The 18,299-nt window shown below is 71.2% G+C and carries 14 protein-coding genes and 2 pseudogenes; 6 read left to right on the top strand and 10 right to left on the bottom strand.

The features are described 5' to 3' along the window. Positions 1 to 50: 50 nt before the first annotated feature. Positions 51 to 1,091 carry a S9 family peptidase gene (locus CLM62_RS15510; RefSeq protein WP_257003858.1) on the top strand — a complete coding sequence of 347 codons (1,041 nt, stop codon included), beginning with the start codon at positions 51 to 53 and terminating at the stop codon, positions 1,089 to 1,091. Positions 1,092 to 1,235: 144 nt separating this feature from the next. Then, entirely contained in the window at positions 1,236 to 2,579 is a 1,344-nt protein-coding gene (locus CLM62_RS15505) for an amidase (protein WP_095750453.1), read from the top strand. A 13-nt stretch (positions 2,580 to 2,592) separates the two neighbouring features. Here CLM62_RS15505 and CLM62_RS15500 read toward each other — a convergent pair whose 3' ends face one another. Together CLM62_RS15500 and CLM62_RS48725 are read right to left on the bottom strand one after the other, a co-directional pair. Continuing rightward, the gene (locus CLM62_RS15500; RefSeq protein ID WP_095750452.1) at positions 2,593 to 3,075 is read right to left on the bottom strand and encodes a GNAT family N-acetyltransferase; all 483 of its coding nucleotides are present in this window, start codon (positions 3,073 to 3,075) and stop codon (positions 2,593 to 2,595) included. Positions 3,076 to 3,147: 72 nt separating this feature from the next. Beyond that, positions 3,148 to 3,321 carry a hypothetical protein gene (locus CLM62_RS48725; RefSeq protein WP_107483793.1) on the bottom strand — a complete coding sequence of 58 codons (174 nt, stop codon included), beginning with the start codon at positions 3,319 to 3,321 and terminating at the stop codon, positions 3,148 to 3,150. Positions 3,322 to 3,772: 451 nt separating this feature from the next. Between CLM62_RS48725 and CLM62_RS15495 the strand changes: the two genes are divergently transcribed. Further along, positions 3,773 to 4,222: a hypothetical protein gene (locus CLM62_RS15495; protein WP_095750451.1), complete on the top strand. Its 450-nt coding sequence runs from the start codon at positions 3,773 to 3,775 to the stop codon at positions 4,220 to 4,222. A gap of 69 nt (positions 4,223 to 4,291) precedes the next feature. After that, positions 4,292 to 4,502, top strand: a pseudogene (locus CLM62_RS15490) (SDR family oxidoreductase); the annotation flags it as partial. Here the strand turns inward: CLM62_RS15490 and CLM62_RS15485 are convergent. The 7 genes and pseudogenes from CLM62_RS15485 to CLM62_RS15455 all read right to left on the bottom strand — a co-directional run bounded on the left by CLM62_RS15485 (position 4,481) and on the right by CLM62_RS15455 (position 13,569). Beyond that, a complete protein-coding gene (locus CLM62_RS15485; protein ID WP_095750450.1) occupies positions 4,481 to 5,965 on the bottom strand; it encodes an SDR family NAD(P)-dependent oxidoreductase in 1,485 nt (494 codons plus the stop codon). The pseudogene CLM62_RS15490 and the gene CLM62_RS15485 overlap by 22 nt on opposite strands. Before the next feature lie 265 nt (positions 5,966 to 6,230). Further along, positions 6,231 to 7,562, bottom strand: a complete 1,332-nt coding sequence (locus tag CLM62_RS15480; protein ID WP_095750449.1) for a wax ester/triacylglycerol synthase family O-acyltransferase — start codon at positions 7,560 to 7,562, stop codon at positions 6,231 to 6,233. A gap of 150 nt (positions 7,563 to 7,712) precedes the next feature. Further along, positions 7,713 to 9,444: pseudogene (locus tag CLM62_RS15475) on the bottom strand (sugar-binding domain-containing protein). Positions 9,445 to 9,611: 167 nt separating this feature from the next. Further along, positions 9,612 to 10,109, bottom strand: a complete 498-nt coding sequence (locus CLM62_RS15470; protein ID WP_095750448.1) for an SPW repeat protein — start codon at positions 10,107 to 10,109, stop codon at positions 9,612 to 9,614. Between the two features lie 145 nt (positions 10,110 to 10,254). Continuing rightward, entirely contained in the window at positions 10,255 to 11,475 is a 1,221-nt protein-coding gene (gene glgC / locus CLM62_RS15465; protein ID WP_095750447.1) for a glucose-1-phosphate adenylyltransferase, read from the bottom strand. A 126-nt stretch (positions 11,476 to 11,601) separates the two neighbouring features. Then, positions 11,602 to 12,774: a glycogen synthase gene (gene glgA / locus CLM62_RS15460; RefSeq protein WP_095750446.1), complete on the bottom strand. Its 1,173-nt coding sequence runs from the start codon at positions 12,772 to 12,774 to the stop codon at positions 11,602 to 11,604. A gap of 39 nt (positions 12,775 to 12,813) precedes the next feature. Continuing rightward, complete coding sequence (locus tag CLM62_RS15455; RefSeq protein ID WP_095750550.1) at positions 12,814 to 13,569, bottom strand: (2Fe-2S)-binding protein; 756 nt, start codon at positions 13,567 to 13,569, stop codon at positions 12,814 to 12,816. Positions 13,570 to 13,778: 209 nt separating this feature from the next. Between CLM62_RS15455 and CLM62_RS15450 the strand changes: the two genes are divergently transcribed. Beyond that, the gene (locus tag CLM62_RS15450) at positions 13,779 to 15,089 is read left to right on the top strand and encodes a DMT family transporter (RefSeq protein WP_095750445.1); all 1,311 of its coding nucleotides are present in this window, start codon (positions 13,779 to 13,781) and stop codon (positions 15,087 to 15,089) included. Here the strand turns inward: CLM62_RS15450 and CLM62_RS15445 are convergent. Then, a complete protein-coding gene (locus CLM62_RS15445) occupies positions 15,079 to 16,275 on the bottom strand; it encodes a transglycosylase family protein (RefSeq protein WP_095750444.1) in 1,197 nt (398 codons plus the stop codon). The two genes, CLM62_RS15450 and CLM62_RS15445, sit on opposite strands and share 11 nt — an antisense overlap. A gap of 336 nt (positions 16,276 to 16,611) precedes the next feature. Here CLM62_RS15445 and gndA point away from each other — a divergent pair, with 336 nt between their 5' ends. Continuing rightward, a complete protein-coding gene (gene gndA, locus CLM62_RS15440) occupies positions 16,612 to 18,051 on the top strand; it encodes an NADP-dependent phosphogluconate dehydrogenase (RefSeq protein WP_095750443.1) in 1,440 nt (479 codons plus the stop codon). The last annotated feature ends 248 nt before the right edge of the window (positions 18,052 to 18,299 follow it).

Here is an 18,299-nt window from a genome sequence, read left to right as displayed (position 1 = left end):
GTCGCACCGGGTCCTCCCAGGGGCCGTTGTCGTCGTGGACAATGGGCCGCATGCGGTCATGGGGAACAGCCTGCGCCGCCGCCGCACTTCTGCTGGTGGCCGTGGTCGGCTGCACCGGAGGCGACGGCGGTGACGGCGGTGACGGCGACGACGCGGCACGCAGCAGCCCGCCGGCACGGACCAGCGCCGGGGGGCCGACCCCCTCCCCGACTCGCACGCCCGTCAACCCGGTGTCGATCCCGGGCCTGATCCAGCGCGAGCACCACGGCTCCGGCCTCCGCCTCGGCACCGTGCTCGCCCGGACCGACGCCTACACGAGCTACCGGGTGACGTACGAGGCGAACGGGCTGACGATCTCGGGCCTCATGAACATCCCGACCGGCAAGGGGCCGTTCCCGGCGCTGGTGCTGGCCCACGGCTACATCGACCCCGCCGTCTACACCACCGGCCGCGGCCTGGCACGCGAACAGGACCTCCTCGCCCGCAACGGCTACGTGGTTCTGCACACCGACTACCGCAACCACGCGGGCTCGGACGACGACCCCGACAACGACGTGAACCTCCGCCTCGGCTACACGGAGGACGTCATCGCCGCGGTGATGGCCCTGCGCTCCTCCGGCCGCGCGGAGATCGACGGCGACCGGATCGGCCTGCTGGGCCGGTCGATGGGCGGCGGTGTCGTGTACAACACGCTGGTGGTGGCGCCGGGCCTGGTCGACGCGGCGGTGGTGTTCGCGCCGGTCAGCTCCCGCCCGGAGGAGAACATCGACCAGTTCCAGCGCCCCGAGAACGACCCGATCGTCGCCGAGATCGAGGCCGAGCACGGCACCCCGGAGGAGAACCCGGCCTTCTGGCGGGAAGTCTCGCCCGTCACCTACGTCGACCGCGTGACCGAGCCGCTGCTCGTCCACCACGGCACGGCGGACGACACGTGTCCCCTCACCTGGTCGAGGCAGACGGTCGCCGCGTTCGATGCGGCGGGCAAGGACGTCGAGCTACGGACCTATGACGGTGAGGGCCACACGTTCGGACCGCAGTGGCCGCGTTCGATGGACGCCACGATGGCCTTCTTCGAACGGCACCTGCGCTGAAGCGTGCTGCTCGGACCCGCGACCGGGTCCGGTGGGTGCCCCGGTGCGGTCATCTCGCGAAAAGTCCAAGAAGACCGGTCCGAATATCCGAACTCGCCAGTACGCTCACGGCATTCGCACCCCGTCCACCTCCGAGGAGCGCCCGTGACCAGCTGGGTCGGCCGGACCGCCACCGAGATCGCCGCCGCCGTACGCGAGAAGCGGGCCACGCCCAGCGAAGTGGTGGCCGAGCACCTCGCCCGGATCGAACGGCTGGACGGTCGCATCGGAGCCTTCCGGGTGGTACGCGCCGAGGCGGCGCTCGCTGAGGCCGACGAGGTGGCCGCGCGCGGCGACCTCGCCGAACTGCCCCTGGCCGGCGTGCCCGTGGCCGTCAAGGACAATCTGGCCGTGCGGGGCGAGTCCCGGCGCCTCGGCAGCGCCGCGACCGCGGACACACCCGCCGGCGCCGACCATGTCACCGTGGCCCGGCTACGGGCGGCGGGAGCGGTGGTCGTGGGTCTCACCAACGTGCCGGAACTGTGCGTCTTCGGCACTACCGAGGGCGTCCACGGCACCGCCCGCAACCCGTGGGACACCTCCCGCACGGCGGGCGGCTCCTCTGGCGGCAGCGCGGCCGCCGTCGCCGCCGGCCTGGTGCCGATCGCCCTCGGCAACGACGGCATGGGCTCCTTGCGCATACCGGCGGCCAACTGCGGCCTGCTCACCCTGAAGCCGGGCGCCGGCGTGGTCCCGGCCGGCGTCAGCGACGGCGACTGGTTCGGCATGTCCGAGAACGGGCCCCTGGCCACGACCGTCGAGGACGCCCGCCTGATGCTGTCGGTCATCGCGGACACCGAGTTCGTACGACGGGACGGGCCCGTCACGCACAAGGTCGCCGTCTCCCTGCGCAGCCCGATCGCCGGAGTCGCCGTCACCAAGCCCTATACGACCGCGGTCCGGGAGGCCGCCGGGCTGCTCATCAAGGCAGGTCACCCGGTACGGCGCGCCGACCCGCCGTATCCGGTGTCGCTGAGCCTCACCTCGCTCGCCCACTGGACGGCGGGCACCTTCGTGGACGCGCAGGGCCTCGACAGACGGCAGCTCGCGCGGCGCACCCGGGTCCATGCGGCCATCGGGCGGTCATTCGTCGGCACAGCCCGCACAGGCACGGCGCGGGAGACACTGCGCCGGCGCCTGGAGCCGTTCTTCGCCGAGTACGACGTGCTGCTCACCCCGGCACTCGCCCGCCGCTCCCCCAAGGCCGGGCCCTGGCACGAGCGGGGCTGGCTGAGCAACGTGCTGGCCAACACGAACTACTCGCCCATGACCCCGCCGTGGAACCTGACCGGCTGGCCCGCGATGTCGGTCCCCTTCGGCACGCTGCCCTCCGGCGCCCCCTGCGCCGTACAGCTGGTGGGGCGTCCGGGGTCGGAGGCGGATCTGCTGGAGGTGGCCGAGCAGTTGGAGCGGCGGCATCCGTGGCAGCGGACGGCGCCGCTGGGGTAGGGGCGGGCAGGCCCTAGAGGGCCTTGTACATGATGTGCAGGCCCACGCGGCCGTGCCGGGGGTGGTCGTACGCCTCCGGGACCGTCCCCAGAATCGTGAAGCCGAGGGACGTCCAGAGCTTCACGGCCGGGTTCGTCTCGACGACGGCGTTGAAGACCATGCCCTCGTAGCCGGCGGCCTCGGCGGCGGCCAGGAGGTGTTCGGCGAGGGCGCGGCCGATGCCGCGGCCGGCGTGGTCGGGGTCGACCATGAAGCCCGCGTTGGCGATGCGGGAGGCGGGGCCGCCGTAGTTGGGGGTGAGGTAGGCGGAGGCTACGACGGCTCCGGTTTCGTCCTCGACGACGTAGACGGTCTTGGCCGGGGCCATCCACAGGGCTCGGGCCGCTTCCTCGGAGGTGTCCGAGTCCCAGGCGTAGGTCTCGGCGGCGGCGACGATCCGGTGCCAGAAAGGCCAGATCCGTGGCCAGTCCTCGGCCACGGCTTCTCTGATCAGCATGGGCGTGAGTCTCGCACGCCCATGCGATCGGCGATCGCGACGGGTCCTGCCTGCGGGCCGGTCCCCGCTGGGTCAGTCCACGCTGGGCAGGATGTGGGGCTCGGCGAGGTCGTCCTCGTAGCCCGCCAGGCGGATCGGTGCGGACCGGGCCCACACGTCCAGGCTTCCGATGTCGCCGGGCCGGTGGCCCGCGCGCTCCGTGCGTTCCTTGGGGCGCTGCTCGCGATTCGTCTTCTCCGGTGTCACCGCGCACTCCTTATGTGTCGGGTCACCCTCGGTCGTTCCGGCCCAGTCTGCGGCCTGGTCTCCGACGCCCGCTGGTGTCTGGCTTGAGGCAGTTCGGACGCGGTGGCGCCGGTTACTCGTACGAGAGCAGGCCGTTGTGAACCGGCGTGTCCCATGACGGACCGTGGGTGTGGGTTAGGACCCCGTGCTGCTGTCCGTCGGTTACAGATTACCCATATGAGCGAGGGTCCGCTCGATGGGGCTGAAAACAAGGGGTAACTATCTGAAGTCGGCGCGTATTCGGCCAGGTAGGATATGCACCTCTTTGTTACATACTGCCCCTCTTTGGGAGTAGCCCGTTCGGCCTACGCCGACGAACAGTCGACGCAGTTAAGTTCCCGTTGGCCGAATCGCAAGCCGGCCATGATCTGCTGCCGGACGGCAACGGCTTGTCCGGCGGGAGGACTGACGCATGGAGCTGCGCAGTGTCGAGGAGCTGATGGATCTGCTGTACGCCTGCCGGGGCGCCTGGGGCGCGCCCGGGCCCGGGAGGGGCCGGGTCGATCTGCACCAGCACGCGCTGCGGACCGCCGCGCTGCTGCGCCGCAGCCGTCCCGCCGACAAGGAGCTCCAGGTGGCGGGCCTGGTGCGCGCGATCGGTCCGCTGCTGCGCCCCGGGGACGAGACCGCGCACGCGGACTGCGCGGCCGACGCGGTCCGTTCCCTGCTCGGCGAGCGGGTCTCCCGCCTCGTCCGCGGGCACGTCCCGGGCACCGGCCCCGCCGACGACGACCTGCTGCGCCTGCGCCAGGCCGACGAGGAGGGCTGGGTCGCCGGGTTCGACGCGGGTGTCCTGGAGGACTGGCGCACGGTGCTGGAGCTGGTGGCGGCGCGGAACTCCCGCCTCGGGGCTGTCGACTGACGGTTCGTCATGAGACGGTACGGCGATGATGTCGCCGTACGGGCTGCAGGGCAGGGCCGCCGTGGTCACGAGGTGGCCGCGGGGCTGCCTCTGGGCCGGATCGGCGAGCCCGAGGACATCGCCCGGGCCGTCGTGTGGCTGGCGTCGGACGCGGCGCGGTGGGTCACCGGGGCGGATCTGGTGGTGGACGGGGGCACGCGGGGTGCGGGCCGCGTACGACTCCGGGGCGTACGCGGTCCACGACCGCCTACGCCGGCCTCACCACTTGCCTGGCGCGTAATCCTTCAGGAACACCCCGTACAGGTCCTCGCCCTCCTCGCCGCGCACGATCGGGTCGTACACCCGGGCCGCACCGTCCACCAGGTCCAGCGGGGCGTGGAAACCCGCCTCCGCCAGGCGGACCTTGTCCGGATGCGGTCGCTCGTCCGTGATCCAGCCGGTGTCGACGGCCGTCATGAGGATGCCGTCCTTGTCGAACATCTCCTGGGCGCTGGTGCGCGTGAGCATGTTCAGGGCGGCCTTGGCCATGTTGGTGTGCGGATGGCCGGCGCCCTTGTAGCCGCGGGCGAAGACGCCCTCCATGGCGGAGACGTTGACGATGTACGTCCGGCGGGACGCCGAGGCGGCCATCGCCGGGCGCAGGCGGCTGATCAGGATGAAGGGCGCCGTGGAGTTGCAGAGCTGGACCTCGAGCAGCTCGATGGGCGTGACCTCCTCGACCGTCTGGATCCAGCTGTTGGTGTCGTGCAGGTCGGGGACGAGCCCGCCCGCGTCGATCGCCGTACCGGCGGCGATGCGCTCCAGGGACGCCGAGCCGGAGACCAGGGCCAGGTCGGTGACGTCCTGGGCGGTCAGCGCGCCGCCCCCGGCCACCGGGAGCGCGGCCACCGCGCCGGAGCCGAAGGTGCCGATCACCTCGGCGGCGGGCAGTTCACCGGCGGGCAGCGGGGCGGCCTCGGCGGCGAGCAGCTCGCCGTAGGCCTGCGGGGAGCGCCGTACGGTCTGCGCCGCGTTGTTGATCAGGATGTCGAGCGGGCCCTCGGCGGCCACCGAGTCGGCCAGGGCCACCACCTGGGCGGGGTCGCGCAGGTCGATGCCGACGATCTTCAGACGGTGGATCCAGTCGGCGCTGTCGGGCTGGGCCTTGAAGCGGCGGACGGCGTCGTTCGGGAAGCGGGTGGTGATCGTCGTGTGGGCGCCGTCGCGCAGCAGGCGCAGCGCGATGTACATGCCGATCTTGGCGCGTCCGCCGGTGAGCAGCGCGCGCTTGCCGGTGAGGTCGGCGCGGGCGTCGCGGCGGGCCCGGTTCTCGGCGGCGCACTTCTGGCAGAGCTGGTGGTAGAAGTAGTCGACCTCGACGTACCGGGTCTTGCAGGTGTAGCAGGAGCGCGGGCGCTGGAGTATCCCCGCGATCTGCCCTTCCTCCGTGACCGACGACGGCAGGACGCCCTCCGTCTCGTCGTCGATGCGCTGGGCCGAGCCGGTCGCCGTGGCCTCCGTGACCGCCTTGTCGTGGGCGGTCTTGGCGGCCCGGCGCTCCTGGCGGCGGCGCTGCTTGACGGTGCGGTAGACGCCCGCGGTGGCCCGGCGCACCGCGATCGCGTCCGGGTGGTCGACCTCCAGCTTGTCGAGTTCCTCCAGCACGCTGAGGCAGACGGCGAGCCGTTCCGGGTCGATGCCGGGTCCGTACGAGGACTCAGCCACCTCGTCCATGGTCGCCGAGCCGTTATCTGTCACCGTCATGGCCGCTGCCGTTCCCTGGGTCCTTCGCGCGGCGCTCCGACGGCAGCCGCTTTCGAACGGGGAATTTTACGGAGCGCCGGGCCGCACGCCAAACCCACTCGCGAGTGAGCCGCAGGGGCGCGCCGGTGTCGAGAGTGCATGGGGGTCCCCCCGCTCGAGCGAAGCCGAGAGTGGGGGAGCGCGGAGGCCCGAAGGGGTGAGCACGGTCGCACTCTCGACACCGGCTGGAGCGCCCCGGAGGTGAACGAGCCAGAAGACACGCCGATCACGGGTCGCAGGCAGTGATCAGCGTCTCCACCTCCTTGGACAGGGCGTGGGCCAGCCGGTCGAGATCCGGTACGGCGTGCGCGTCGGCGACGAGCCCGAAGTGGACGCTCCCCCGGTACGTCGAGATCGCGACCGCGAGGGACTGGCCACGGGCCAGCGGGGCGAAGGGAAACACCGCGGTCACCGGGTTGCCGCCGAGCCTCAGGCCGATGCTCGGCAGCGGCACGCTGGTGACGAGGATGTCGAACCAGAGCCGCGCGGCCTGGCTCGCCAGCGCACCGCCGAGCCGGTGACCGAGCGCCGGCACATGGTCGGCGAGCAGGGCGACGGCACCGGCGCCCCGGTTGGGTCCGGCGTCCTTGTTGCGGTCCATGGCCGTACGGACCGTGGCGAGGCGGCCGAGCGGGTCCGGATCGGCGACGGGAAGCCGTATCAGGTACCCGGAGAGCCGGTTGCCCTGTGGGTGGGCGGTGCGCGGGCGACGCGTGGAGACCGGGATCAGGGCGCGGGGCGCGACGCCCTCGCTTCCGTCGCCGCGCTCGTCGAGCCAGCGGCGCAGGGCACCGGCGACGACCGCGATGAGGACATCGTTGACGGTGCCGCCCTCGGCCTTGCGGACGCGGTGCACGTCGTCGAGGTCGACGACCACTCCTGCGGTGCGACGGGTGCCGGTGGGCCAGGCGGTGAGGGCCGAGGAGGAGCGCACACCCAGGTTGGACACGGCGAGGGAGGCGCCGATGTCCAGGGCCCGGCCCACGTCGGTCAGGGCGCCACGCACCCGCCCGGGCAGTTTCCGCACGTCCGGCAGGAGGCCGCGCGAGGGCTCGGCGGGGCGGGGACGGCGGGCCGGCAGGTCCATCGGGTCCAGGACGCCGGCGGCGAGCGTCAGCGCCCGCAGCCCGTCGGCCAGGGCGTGGTGGAACTTGAACAGCACGGCGAACGAGACGCCGTCCTCCCCGGGCAGCACATGGGCCTCCCACGGCGGCCGGCCGCGATCCAGCGGGCGCTGCATGAGCCGTCCCGCCTCGGTGTGGAAGTCCGCGGTCGGGGCGTGCAGCCGGACGTGGTTCAGGGGATCGAAGCCGGGGTCGGGCTCCCGGGCGGCGCCGCCGAGGACCGGCGGAAGGCCGAGCGGCTGCCACACGCTCCGGATCCGCATCCGCAGTCCGGGTACCGCGGCGGCCCGTGCGGCGAGCAGGTCGGCCGCGTGGGCGCCCGCGGTGGGCGAGCGTGCCGCGAGGACGCCGAGCGCGCCCAGGTGCATGGGATGCTCGGCGGACTCCATGTTCCAGAACGCCAGGTCGAGAGGTGCCAGCAGGTCAGCAGTCAAGGGCTTGCCTCGCGTCGACGACGGGTGGGTGAGCAGTCAACCGCCCGTAAGCGATTACGGTCAAGTACGATCAAGCTACGCACAGTTAACACCAGATTAAGTCCCGCCCCCCTCGAAAGGGGCGGGACACATGGGGCAACAGAGGTGGAATCAGCGCTCGCGCAGGTCGACCGGGCAGCCTGCGGGTGTCGTCTGGGAGGCGTCCCGGATCAGCGCGTCGTGTGCGGCCTTCAGCCTCCGCGCGTCCGGTTTGAGGATCTTGCGGTCGTAGGTCAGCAGCCCGTACAGCTCACCCTCCACGTCCGAGATCTGGGTGTAGACGGCACCGTTGTCGCCCCGGCAGACCAGCGCCCGCACCTCCTCCAGTTCCGCCAGGTAGTCGTCGGTGTAGGTCGCCGGGTCGACGTCGACGTACGACTGCTGCACGGACCAGGCGTGTCCCGGGACGGCCAGCCCGAGGCCGCCGTACTCGCCGCTGACCAGGGCGCGCCTGCCGTCCGGCCGGGGCGGCAGGGCGGGACTGGGATAGCCGTGCTCGTCCATGAGGTCGCCGGCGTTGCCGTCGGCGCCGAGGTTGAGGCCCGACTGGTTGTTGACCAGGCGGGTCGGGTCCCACGCCCCCGCCTGCTCGGCGATCCGGCCCGCGTCGTACTGGCCCCGGCCCTCGTTGAAGGTGACCCACATGACGACCGACGGGCTGCTGATGTGTTCGTCGATCATCTCCTTCATCTCGCGCTCGTACTCCGAACGGGCGGCGGCGCTCAGGTTAGACCGGCTCACCGTTGAGGACCGTGTGCGGCACGCCGTTCACCTGTTCGACGGCGAGGGACGCATACCGAAGTAGCTGCCGACGCGGTCGGCGCCGACGGTCACTTTCAGGCCGTAGCGGAAGGGATCGTCGGGTGACCACAGACGCGGGTCGTCGATGGTCAGGGTCAGCGGCCCTCCGGTGCGGCCGCGTGCCGTGGCGACCTTCCGTTTCCCGTCGTACGCCGTCGCCGTGATCGGAACGCCGTCGCGGACCCCCCTCGCCTCGACGGTGAGTCGGTTCTTCGAGAGGTCGGGGGTCAGCTTGAGGGAGTCGACGTGGTCGCGGGCGACCGGTTCCATCCGGACCGTCTGCCAGATGCCGGAGGAGGGCGTGTACCAGATGCCGCTCGGGTCCAGGCGCTGCTTGCCCAGCGGCGGGTTCTCGCCGTTCGCGGCGTCCGTCGGGTCGTGGACGCCGACGATCAGTTCCTGGGTGCGGCCGGGCTTCAGCGCGTCGGTGATGTCGGCGCCGAACTTGTCGTAGCCACCCTTGTGTTCGGCCAACCTTGGTGCCGTTGACGTACACCTCGGTCTGCGAGTCGACGGCACCGAAGTCGAGCCGCAGCCGCTGGCCGGCGTCGATGCGCCAGTCCGCGGGGACGGTGAAGGTGCGGCGGTACCACATGCGGTCCTCGTGCCGCTCGACGCCGGAGAGCTGGGACTCGACGGGATACGGGACGAGGATGCGTTCGGCGAGGGTCTTCCCCACGGGCGGCTGCTCGCCCACCTCGGCCGCGGCGAACTGCCAGCGCCCGTTGAGGTTGCGCCAGGCGTCGCGGTCCGGCCGGTCCAGCGGACGCTGACGTCGTCCGAGCGGCCGGTGGCGGCGGCCAGGCGCGGCTCCAGGTTGTCGAAGTCGAGCGTGGGGTCGAAGGTGGTGGCCTTGAGCTCGTGGAAGTCGAAGGCGCCGGGGGCGGACTGGGTGTAGTACTCACCCTTCAGGCCGCGGGCCTCGACGGGGTCGTCGGCCAGTGCGGGTGCCGCGGTCAGCCCGGTGAGGCCGAGGAACGAGGCGAGCCAGTCGGTCTCTGAGTCGGCTTCTGAGTCGGTTTCTGAGTCGTCCGATGCGCATGGAATCCTCCATAACAACGTTGTCATGGACAGCAGTTGGCATGACAACACGGATTCCACCGCCCGTCCAGGTCTGGACCGACGCATACGGCGGTCCCGGGGCGCCGGCGCCTCGGGACCGCCGTATGAACGGTTGCCGGCCTCTCAGGAACTCAGGAACTCAGGAACTCAGGAACCGGTTGTTCCTTCGTACGGGGCGGCGGGGGCCGCCCGCTCACCCTCGTACGGCGCGGCGCGCCGACCACGGGCCCGGCGTGCGCCGACTGCCGCGACGGCGCTGGCGCCAATGCCCAGCACGAGGGCGATCACGCCCACGAGGACGTTGTTGACCACGGTCTTCGTGGTGTCGACGTTCCCCGCGATGGCCCACGGCGAAATGATCGTCCATACGCCGAGTGCGCAGCAGGCCCACGCCATGCTGTGCGTCCGCTCGTAAGCCCGGCCGAAGCCGCCGCTCATGAGCAGCGCGTAGGCGATACCTACGATCAGGTTGTTGACGGTCAGGGTCTGAAGGTTGTTGAACCCGGTGACCCAGGGAGAGATGGCGAGATACGCACCCGTGAGCACGGCCAGCGTTTCGATGGCCTGCACACCCACAGTGGTGGTGGCGCGCTCCGCCCTCTCGTGACGATTTCGCATTTCGACGATGTCGGGATGGGTTTCCATCGTCGACCGGGGAGTGGTCGTCACTCCCATCACCTCCTGGGGCTGATGGCGCTCTCTAAACCCCCGGGTACCCCTATGACGAAAATACCAGCATCCTGACATGTCCGGCTAAGCCAGGAAATGGCAGATACGCCCCGAGTCGCCCCTACGAGACCACCTGCCCCTTCCCCAGCGCGATCACCCCGCCCTTGGAGACCGTGTACAGCTCCGAGTCCCGCTCCGGATTGACGCCGATCGTCGCGCCCGGCGGCACCTCGACGTTCTTGTCGAGGACGGCACCGCGCACCACCGCGCCCCGACCGATGTGGACGTTGTCGTGCAGCACCGACCCCTGCACGACGGCTCCCGGGTCGACCACGACACCCGGCGAGAGCACCGACCGCGTGACCTGGCCCCGGATCAGGCAGCCCGCGCTGATGATGGACTCGCTCGCCATGCCGCCGGCGTTGAAGCGGGCCGGGGAGAGCTGGCCGGAGTGGGTGTAGATGGGCCAGCTGCGGTTGTACAGGTTGAAGGCGGGGCGCTCGGCGATCAGGTCCATGTGGGCGTCGTAGTACGCGTCGAGCGTGCCGACGTCACGCCAGTAGCCCCGGTCACGGGTGGTCTCCCCGGGGACGTGGTTGGCGCTGAAGTCGTACAGCTGGGCCTCGCCGCGTTCGGTGAGCTGGGGCAGGATCGAACCGCCCATGTCGTGCACGGAGTTCTCGTCCTCGGCGTCCCGTTGCAGCGCCTCGATGAGGGCCTTGGTGGTGAAGATGTAGTTGCCCATCGAGGCGAAGACGCACTCGGGGTCGTCGGGCAGGCCGGGCGGGTCGGCGGGCTTCTCCAGGAAGGTGTCGACGGTCAGGCCGTCGGAGCCGGGGCTGATCACGCCGAAGGACGACGACTCGCCGCGCGGCACGCGGATCCCCGCCACCGTCACACCCGCGCCGCTCTCGATGTGCTGGGCGAGCATCTGGCGCGGGTCCATGCGGTAGACGTGGTCGGCGCCGAACACGGCGACGTACTCGGGCCGTTCGTCGTAGATGAGGTTCAGCGACTGCAGGATCGCGTCCGCGCTGCCCAGGTACCAGCGCGGACCGAGCCGCTGCTGGGCCGGGACCGGGGTCACGTAGTTGCCGAGCAGACTGGACATCCGCCAGGTGGTGGTGATGTGCCGGTCCAGCGAATGCGACTTGTACTGCGTGAGGACGCAGATGCGCAGGACGTCGGCGTTGACGAGGTTGGAGAGTACGAAGTCGACCAGCCGATACGTTCCTCCGAAGGTGACCGCGGGTTTCGCGCGGTCTGTGGTCAGGGGCATCAGGCGCTTGCCTTCCCCGCCCGCCAGTACGATTCCGAGCACCGAAGGTCCGCCACGACGCATGGCCGCTCCTATCACACAGGTTGATCCATGCCTGCCCTCTGCCCCTGAGCAGGTCGTACTAAGCCTGTCCGAGGATCTCCCTTGCCGTATCCGTTCTGTTTCCAGGCCTGTTTCTAGTCCTGATTTCTAGTCCTGTTTCCAGGCCTGTTTGAGGATCTCCTCGTAAAGCCGGACCGTGCGCCGGGCGACCGCGTCCCAGCCGAACTCGCCCACCGCGCGCTCCCGTCCGGCCTCGCCCATCCGCCGGGCGGCCTCCGGATCGCCGAGGACCGAGTCCAGCGCCCGCGCGATGCCCGTCTCGAAAACCTCGTCATCGTGGTCCGCCGCGACGAGCAGCCCCGTCCTGCCGTCGTCGACGACCTCGGGGATGCCACCGACCCGGGAGGCCACGACGGGAGTTCCGCAGGCCATCGCCTCCAGGTTGACGATGCCGAGGGGTTCGTACACCGACGGGCAGACGAACACCGCGGCATGCGTGAGGAGTTGGATCACCTCGGGGCGCGGCAGCATCTGCGGGATCCAGTGCACGCCCTTGCGGACGCGGCTGAGCTCCTGGAAGAGGTCGCGGAACTCCTGGTCGATCTCAGGGGTGTCGGGGGCTCCGGCGCACAGCACGACCTGAGCGGACGGGTCGATGTCCCTGACCGCGCGCAGCAGGTGGGGCACGCCCTTCTGGCGGGTGATGCGGCCGACGAACAGCACGTACGGGCGGGCCCGGTCGAGGCCGATCCGGTCGAGGACGTCGGTGCCGTGGTCGGGGCGGTACAGGCTGGTGTCGATGCCGTTGTGCACGACGTGGACCCTGGCCGGGTCCAGCGCCGGATAGCAGGTGAGGATGTCCTCGCGCATGGCCCCGGAGACGGCGATCACCGCGTCGGCGGCCTCGATCGCGGTGCGCTCGGCCCAGCTCGACAGGGCGTATCCGCCGCCGAGTTGCTCGGCCTTCCAGGGGCGCAGGGGCTCCAGGGAGTGGGCGGTCATCACGTGCGGGACGCCGTACAGCAGCTTGCCGAGGTGGCCGGCGAGGTTGGCGTACCAGGTGTGGGAGTGGACCAGTTCGCGGCCCTCGAGGCCGGCGGTCATGGCGAGGTCCACCGAGAAGGTGCGCAGCGCGTCGTTGGCGGTGTCCAGCGCCGGCCAGGGGCGATGCCGGATCACGCCCTCCGCGCGCCCCTCGCCCCAGCAGTGCACGTCCAGGTCGACGAGTGCCCTCAACTCCCGGGCGAGGAACTCGACATGGACACCCGCGCCGCCGTACACGTCCGGCGGGTACTCCCGGGTCAGTAGTCCCACTCGCACCCGGAACCCCCTGTCTCAGCGGCTGGTTGGTCTTCATGGTCACCCAGATGCGGCGCGCGGGGAAGAGCGCGGGGGGCGTGTGAAGCAACAGTCACCACAGACGCCCCCGCCGGGCACACGGTAGTAGAGGCAGCAGCTGCGGCGCCGGAAGGCGGTTCCGGTGAGGGTTCCGGTGCCGGCGAGGAGGGGGTGGGCGAGGAGTTGCGTCGCGAGGTCGCGGGCCCGCGCGGCGACGTCCGTACGGCCGCTCGCCCGCGCCCAGCCGTCCAACTGCCGGGCGGCTCCGGCCAGCGCGGAGGCCGCGTTGCCCCACAGCAGGCCCGGCGCGACGCGGTACGCGCCGCGCAGCGTCTCCGTCAGCGGCCGGAGGTGACCGTGCAGCACGACGTCCGCGAGGGTCGCGGCGTCCGCGGGCAGCGGTCGTACGGCGGACAGCCACAGGTCGTCGGGGGCGCTGCCGTCGGGATCCCAGCGCAGCAGTCTCGGGTCGAGGTCGGGCAGCGCGTCGTAGAGGGCGGCACAGCCGAGCGCCACCGACCACAGGCGGGCCGCGAGCCCCTGTTGGGCCACCGAGGCCGCGACGCGCGTCTCGGGGGCGCGGAGGGCGTCCGCGACCTTGTGGACGCGGAATGTCAGGGCATCTCCGTAAGGATCCGATGCCTCTGCCTCGTAGACGTGGGCGAGCGTCGGTGGCGATGAGCACGGCGCCGCTCCCGTACGTAGTACGAAGAAGCCGCCGAGCGGCCGGAGCGCGGCAAGTTCGGGGTCGAGGTCCACGAAGAGCAGTAGTACCAAGGTCAGGAGGACTGTCCCCCAGGGGATCCACCCCGCCGTCACCCACCTTGGGGAGGACGGCGGGGCGGTCGTACTCCATCGGCAGTATGACCCATTGCCTGCTCAGGTACGACGACGGGAAGAACTTTTCACGGCATCGTGTTGGCTATGGAAGCCGACCGTTCGTCGCACCGGGTTCACCGCCCCCGCCTTACGCAGAGGAGCAGTTGATGAGTGCCCTCGCGTTGTCCGTGCTGCTGTCGCTCGTCTCCGCCGTCGCCTACGCGGCCGGAGCGATCGTGCAGGAGCGCGTCGCGGTGTCCTCACCCGGTCAGCAGTACGCGCCGCTGCGCCGGCCGATCTGGTGGGCGGCAGTGGCACTGAACGGTCTCGGCGGACTGCTGCACGTCGTGGCGCTCGCCTACGGCCCGCTGAGCGTGGTGCAGCCACTGGGCGCGCTGACCATCGTGTTCGCCCTGCCCATGGCGGCGCTGTTCGTGGGTCGCAAGGCCGGAGCGACCGCGTGGCGGGGCGCGATCATGGCGACGGTGGGCCTCGCCGGTCTGCTGTCGCTGGTCGGCGCGTCCGACGCGCAGTCGCTGGACTCCGCGCAGCGGGTGCTCGTCGCCCTGGTCACCGCGGGAGCGGTCGTCGCCCTGATGATCGCGGGCCGGGCCGCGCACCGGCACCCGGCCGTGCGCAGCATCCTGCTCGCGACCGCGTCCGGCATAGCCTTCGGCATGTCCTCGGTGTTCACGAAGACGGTCGCCGTCGACTGGACCGGCGGTGTCTCCGCGTCCGACCTGCCGTCCCTGGCCGTGATAGGCGTGCTGGCCACGGCCGGGATGCTGCTGTCGCAGGCCTCCTACCGCGGTGCCGGGCTCGCGGCGCCGCTGGCCACGCTCACGGTCGTGAACCCCGTGGTGGCGGCCGCGGTCGGCCTCACGATGTTCGGCGAAACCTTCCGCTACGGCAGCGCCGGCACCGCGCTCGCCCTGAGCTGCGGTGTGGTCGCGGCGGGCGGTCTGATCCTGCTGACCACGGAGCGGATCGAGCGCACGCACCCCGAGCCGGAGCCGGAGGCGGAGCTGGTCGCGCCGCTGCCCGAGCAGCCGGTGGGCGTCATGCGGGAGGAGATCCTCGTACCGGCCCCGACGCCGACGGCGGTCCAGGAGATCCTCGTACCGGCCCCGACGCCGACGGCGGTCCAGGAGATCCTCGTACCGGCCCCGACGCCGACGGCGGTCCAGCAGGTCCTCCTACCGGCTCCGTCGGCTGCGATCCAGGAGGTCCTCCTACCGGCTCCGTCGGCCGCACCGGTCCAGGAGGGCGGCGTCCTCATACCGGCCCCGTCGGCGGTACCGGTCCAGGAGAGCCCCCTCGTGCCGCCCGCGCCGCCGGTCCAGGAGGCCGTCCGCGAGGACAGGGAGCCGCCGGAGGCCGACGACGAGCCCGCGCATCTCTACGGCCTCCTCTACGGCGGCCTGTACGTCCCAGTGCCGCCGGTCGTCGGCCGGCACCGCACACGCGTCAGATCCTGACGCCGCCGGCCCTCAGGTAGCCCACCGGGTCGATGTCCGTACCGAAGCCGGGCCCCGTCCGCACCTCGAAGTGCAGATGCGGGCCCGAGCTGTTACCGGTGCTTCCCGAGCGCCCTATGCGCTGCCCGGCACCCACGGTCTGCCCGGACCTCACCGAGATCGCCGACAGGTGGGCGTACTGGGTGTAGCGGCCGTCGGAGTGCCGGACCACCACCTGATAGCCGAAGGAGCCGCCCCAGCCGGCGGTGACGACCTGGCCCGCCGCGACCGACTTCACGGAGGAACCGGTGGGCACGGGGAAGTCGACGCCGGTGTGGTAGCCCTTCGACCAGGAGGAACCCGCCTTGCGGTACGGCGTGCCGGTGGCGGCGCTGACCGGGGCGACCAGGGTGTTGCTCTTCGCGGCCTTCTTTTCGACCTTTTCGGTCTTTTCGTCCTTTTCGGTGGCCTTGCCCGAAGCGGGTTTCTTGGTCGCGGACTTGCCGGTCGTGTGCGTGGGGGGCGTGGCGGTGGCGTCCTGGGCGCGCAGCTTCAGCCGCTGGCCGGGCAGGATGAGATCGGGATCAGAGCCGATGGTCTGCCGGTTGGCCGCGTACAGGCCCCGCCAACCGCCCCGTACGCGCTCGGCGTCCGCGATACCGGAGAGCGAGTCACCCCGCACCACGGTGTACATCTCGGCCTTCCCGGCCCGGGACTGCGGCGTGGTCTGCGGCTGCACGTCCTGTACGGAGGTGCCGCCCGTTTTCCTGGTGCTCTTCTTGGCGGTGTCCTCGGAGGCGCCGGCGGGCTGGATGTCCGGGGTGTCGCCGCCCCGGGTCAGCCCGGCCCGCACCGAGCACACCGGCCAGGCGCCGGGTCCCTGCCCGTCCAGCACTTTCTCCGCCACGGCGATCTGCTGGTCCTTGGTGGCCAGGTCCGCGCGCGGCGCGTACCGCGTGCCGCCGTACGCCTCCCACGTGGACTGACTGAACTGCAGTCCGCCGTAGTAGCCGTTGCCGGTGTTGATGTTCCAGTCGTTGGTCGACTCGCACGCGGCGACCTTGTTCCAGGTCTCCACGTCGGCGGCCTCGGCCACACCGGCACCGATGAGCGGGATCGCCATACCGGCGCCGCCCGCCGTGACGGTGAGTGAGGCGCGGTTGATCCTGTTCGGCTGATACCGGCGGTGCCGGCCGCGCACGGCCATGAAAAGCCCCCCTCGACATGCGTCAGGAGGGGCAAAAGTAAGCGCCGCGAACAGGCCATGACAAGACAGCAATCGGCCGCTTGGTCACGCCAAGTGGCGCGTATGGAACGCTCCTTGGCCTGATCGACGGCGCTCCCCGCCCTGATCGGCGGCTCTCGCGCTGAGGCGCACGGCCCCTTCCGTGCGTACTCACCCCCGTCGGGTCCGGTGTACGACGGGCGTACGGGCACGTCAGGATGGTCCGGGGAGTCCGGGGAGCAATACTGGCGGGGAGCACGACGTTATGCAGGACCTACGCGATCTACCGGATCTTCTGGATCTTTAGGAGCAGGCGGTATGAGCACAACAGCCCAGATCGGCGTCACGGGGCTCGCGGTCATGGGCCGCAACCTCGCCCGCAACTTCGCGCGCAACGGCTATACGGTCGCGGTGCACAACCGAACGGCGTCGCGGACGCACGCCCTGGTGGAGGAGTTCGGGAGCGAGGGCGACTTCATCGCGGCCGAGACCGCAAAGGACTTCGTGGCGGCGCTGGAGCGGCCGCGCCGTCTGGTCGTCATGGTGAAGGCCGGTGAGCCGACCGACGCGGTGATCGAGGAGTTCGCGCCGCTGCTGGAGCCCGGCGACATGATCATCGACGGGGGCAACGCGCACTTCGCGGACACCCGGCGCCGCGAGCGCGACCTGCGCGAACGCGGCATCCACTTCGTCGGCATGGGTGTTTCGGGCGGCGAGGAGGGCGCGCTGCTCGGGCCGAGCATCATGCCGGGCGGTCCTGTCGAGTCGTACGACTCGCTCGGGCCGATGCTGGAGAAGATCTCCGCCAAGGCGGCGGACGGGACGCCGTGTGTGACGCACGTCGGTCCGGACGGTGCCGGGCACTTCGTGAAGATGGTGCACAACGGCATCGAGTACGCCGACATGCAGCTGATCGGCGAGGCGTACCAGCTGCTGCGCGACGTGGCCGGGTACACGCCCGCCCAGATCGCGGACATCTTCCGCACCTGGAACACGGGCCGTCTCGACTCGTACCTGATCGAGATCACGGCCGAGGTGCTGTCGCACGTGGACGCGGCGACCGGCAAGCCGTTCGTGGACGTGGTGGTGGACCAGGCGGAGCAGAAGGGCACGGGCCGGTGGACGGTCCAGATCGCCCTCGACCTGGGCGTGCCGGTGTCCGGGATCGCGGAGGCGGTCTTCGCCCGCTCCCTGTCCGGGCACGCGGCGCTGCGGGAGGCCTCACGCGGACTGGCCGGGCCGAAGGCCCTGCCGCTGACCGAGACCGAGGCCGGTGCCTTCGCCGACCGGGTCGAGCAGGCTCTGTACGCCTCGAAGATCGTGTCGTACACGCAGGGCTTCCACGAGATCGCCGCGGGCAGCGAGGAGTACGGCTGGGACATCGACCTGGGTGCCGTCTCCGCGCTCTGGCGGGGCGGCTGCATCATCCGCGCGGCCTTCCTGGACCGCATCCGCGCCGCGTACGACACCCGGCCGGATCTGCCGAGCCTGCTGTCCGACGAGACGTTCGCGCAGGAGATCGCGGCGGCGCAGGACGACTGGCGCGAGGTCCTGATCGCGGCCACCCGCCAGGGTGTCCCGACCCCGGGCTTCGCCGCGGCCCTGGCGTACTACGACGCCCTGCGCGCCGAGCGCCTGCCGGCCGCGCTGACGCAGGGACAGCGGGACTTCTTCGGCGCGCACACCTATCGGCGGACGGACCGGGACGGGTCGTTCCACACGATGTGGGGTGCGGATCGGTCGGAGGTTTCCGCGTAGGAGGGGTACGGCGCGGTTAGAGCTTTTGGCGGCGGTGGGCGACTTGGGGTCGTCCACCGCCGTTGTGTTACGGCGAGCGCGGTGGGTGCGGTGGCGAGGGCGCCCGCCGAGCGGGCCGGTGGGCAGCACGGGCCACCGGACGGCGGGTCCGATCGGGGCCGCTCCGGGGGCCCGTCCCTCGGGCCCCAGCCCAGCCGCCCGCCTCAGGTCAGCGGCGGTCCCGGTTCCGGATTCGGTACCGGCTCCGG

The sequence above is a fragment of the Streptomyces sp. SA15 genome, from assembly GCF_002291145.1.
In the GTDB taxonomy this organism is placed as follows: Bacteria; Actinomycetota; Actinomycetes; order Streptomycetales; family Streptomycetaceae; genus Streptomyces.
Note: the sequence above shows the minus strand (reverse complement) of the source record. Positions and strands in the feature narration are given on the sequence as shown.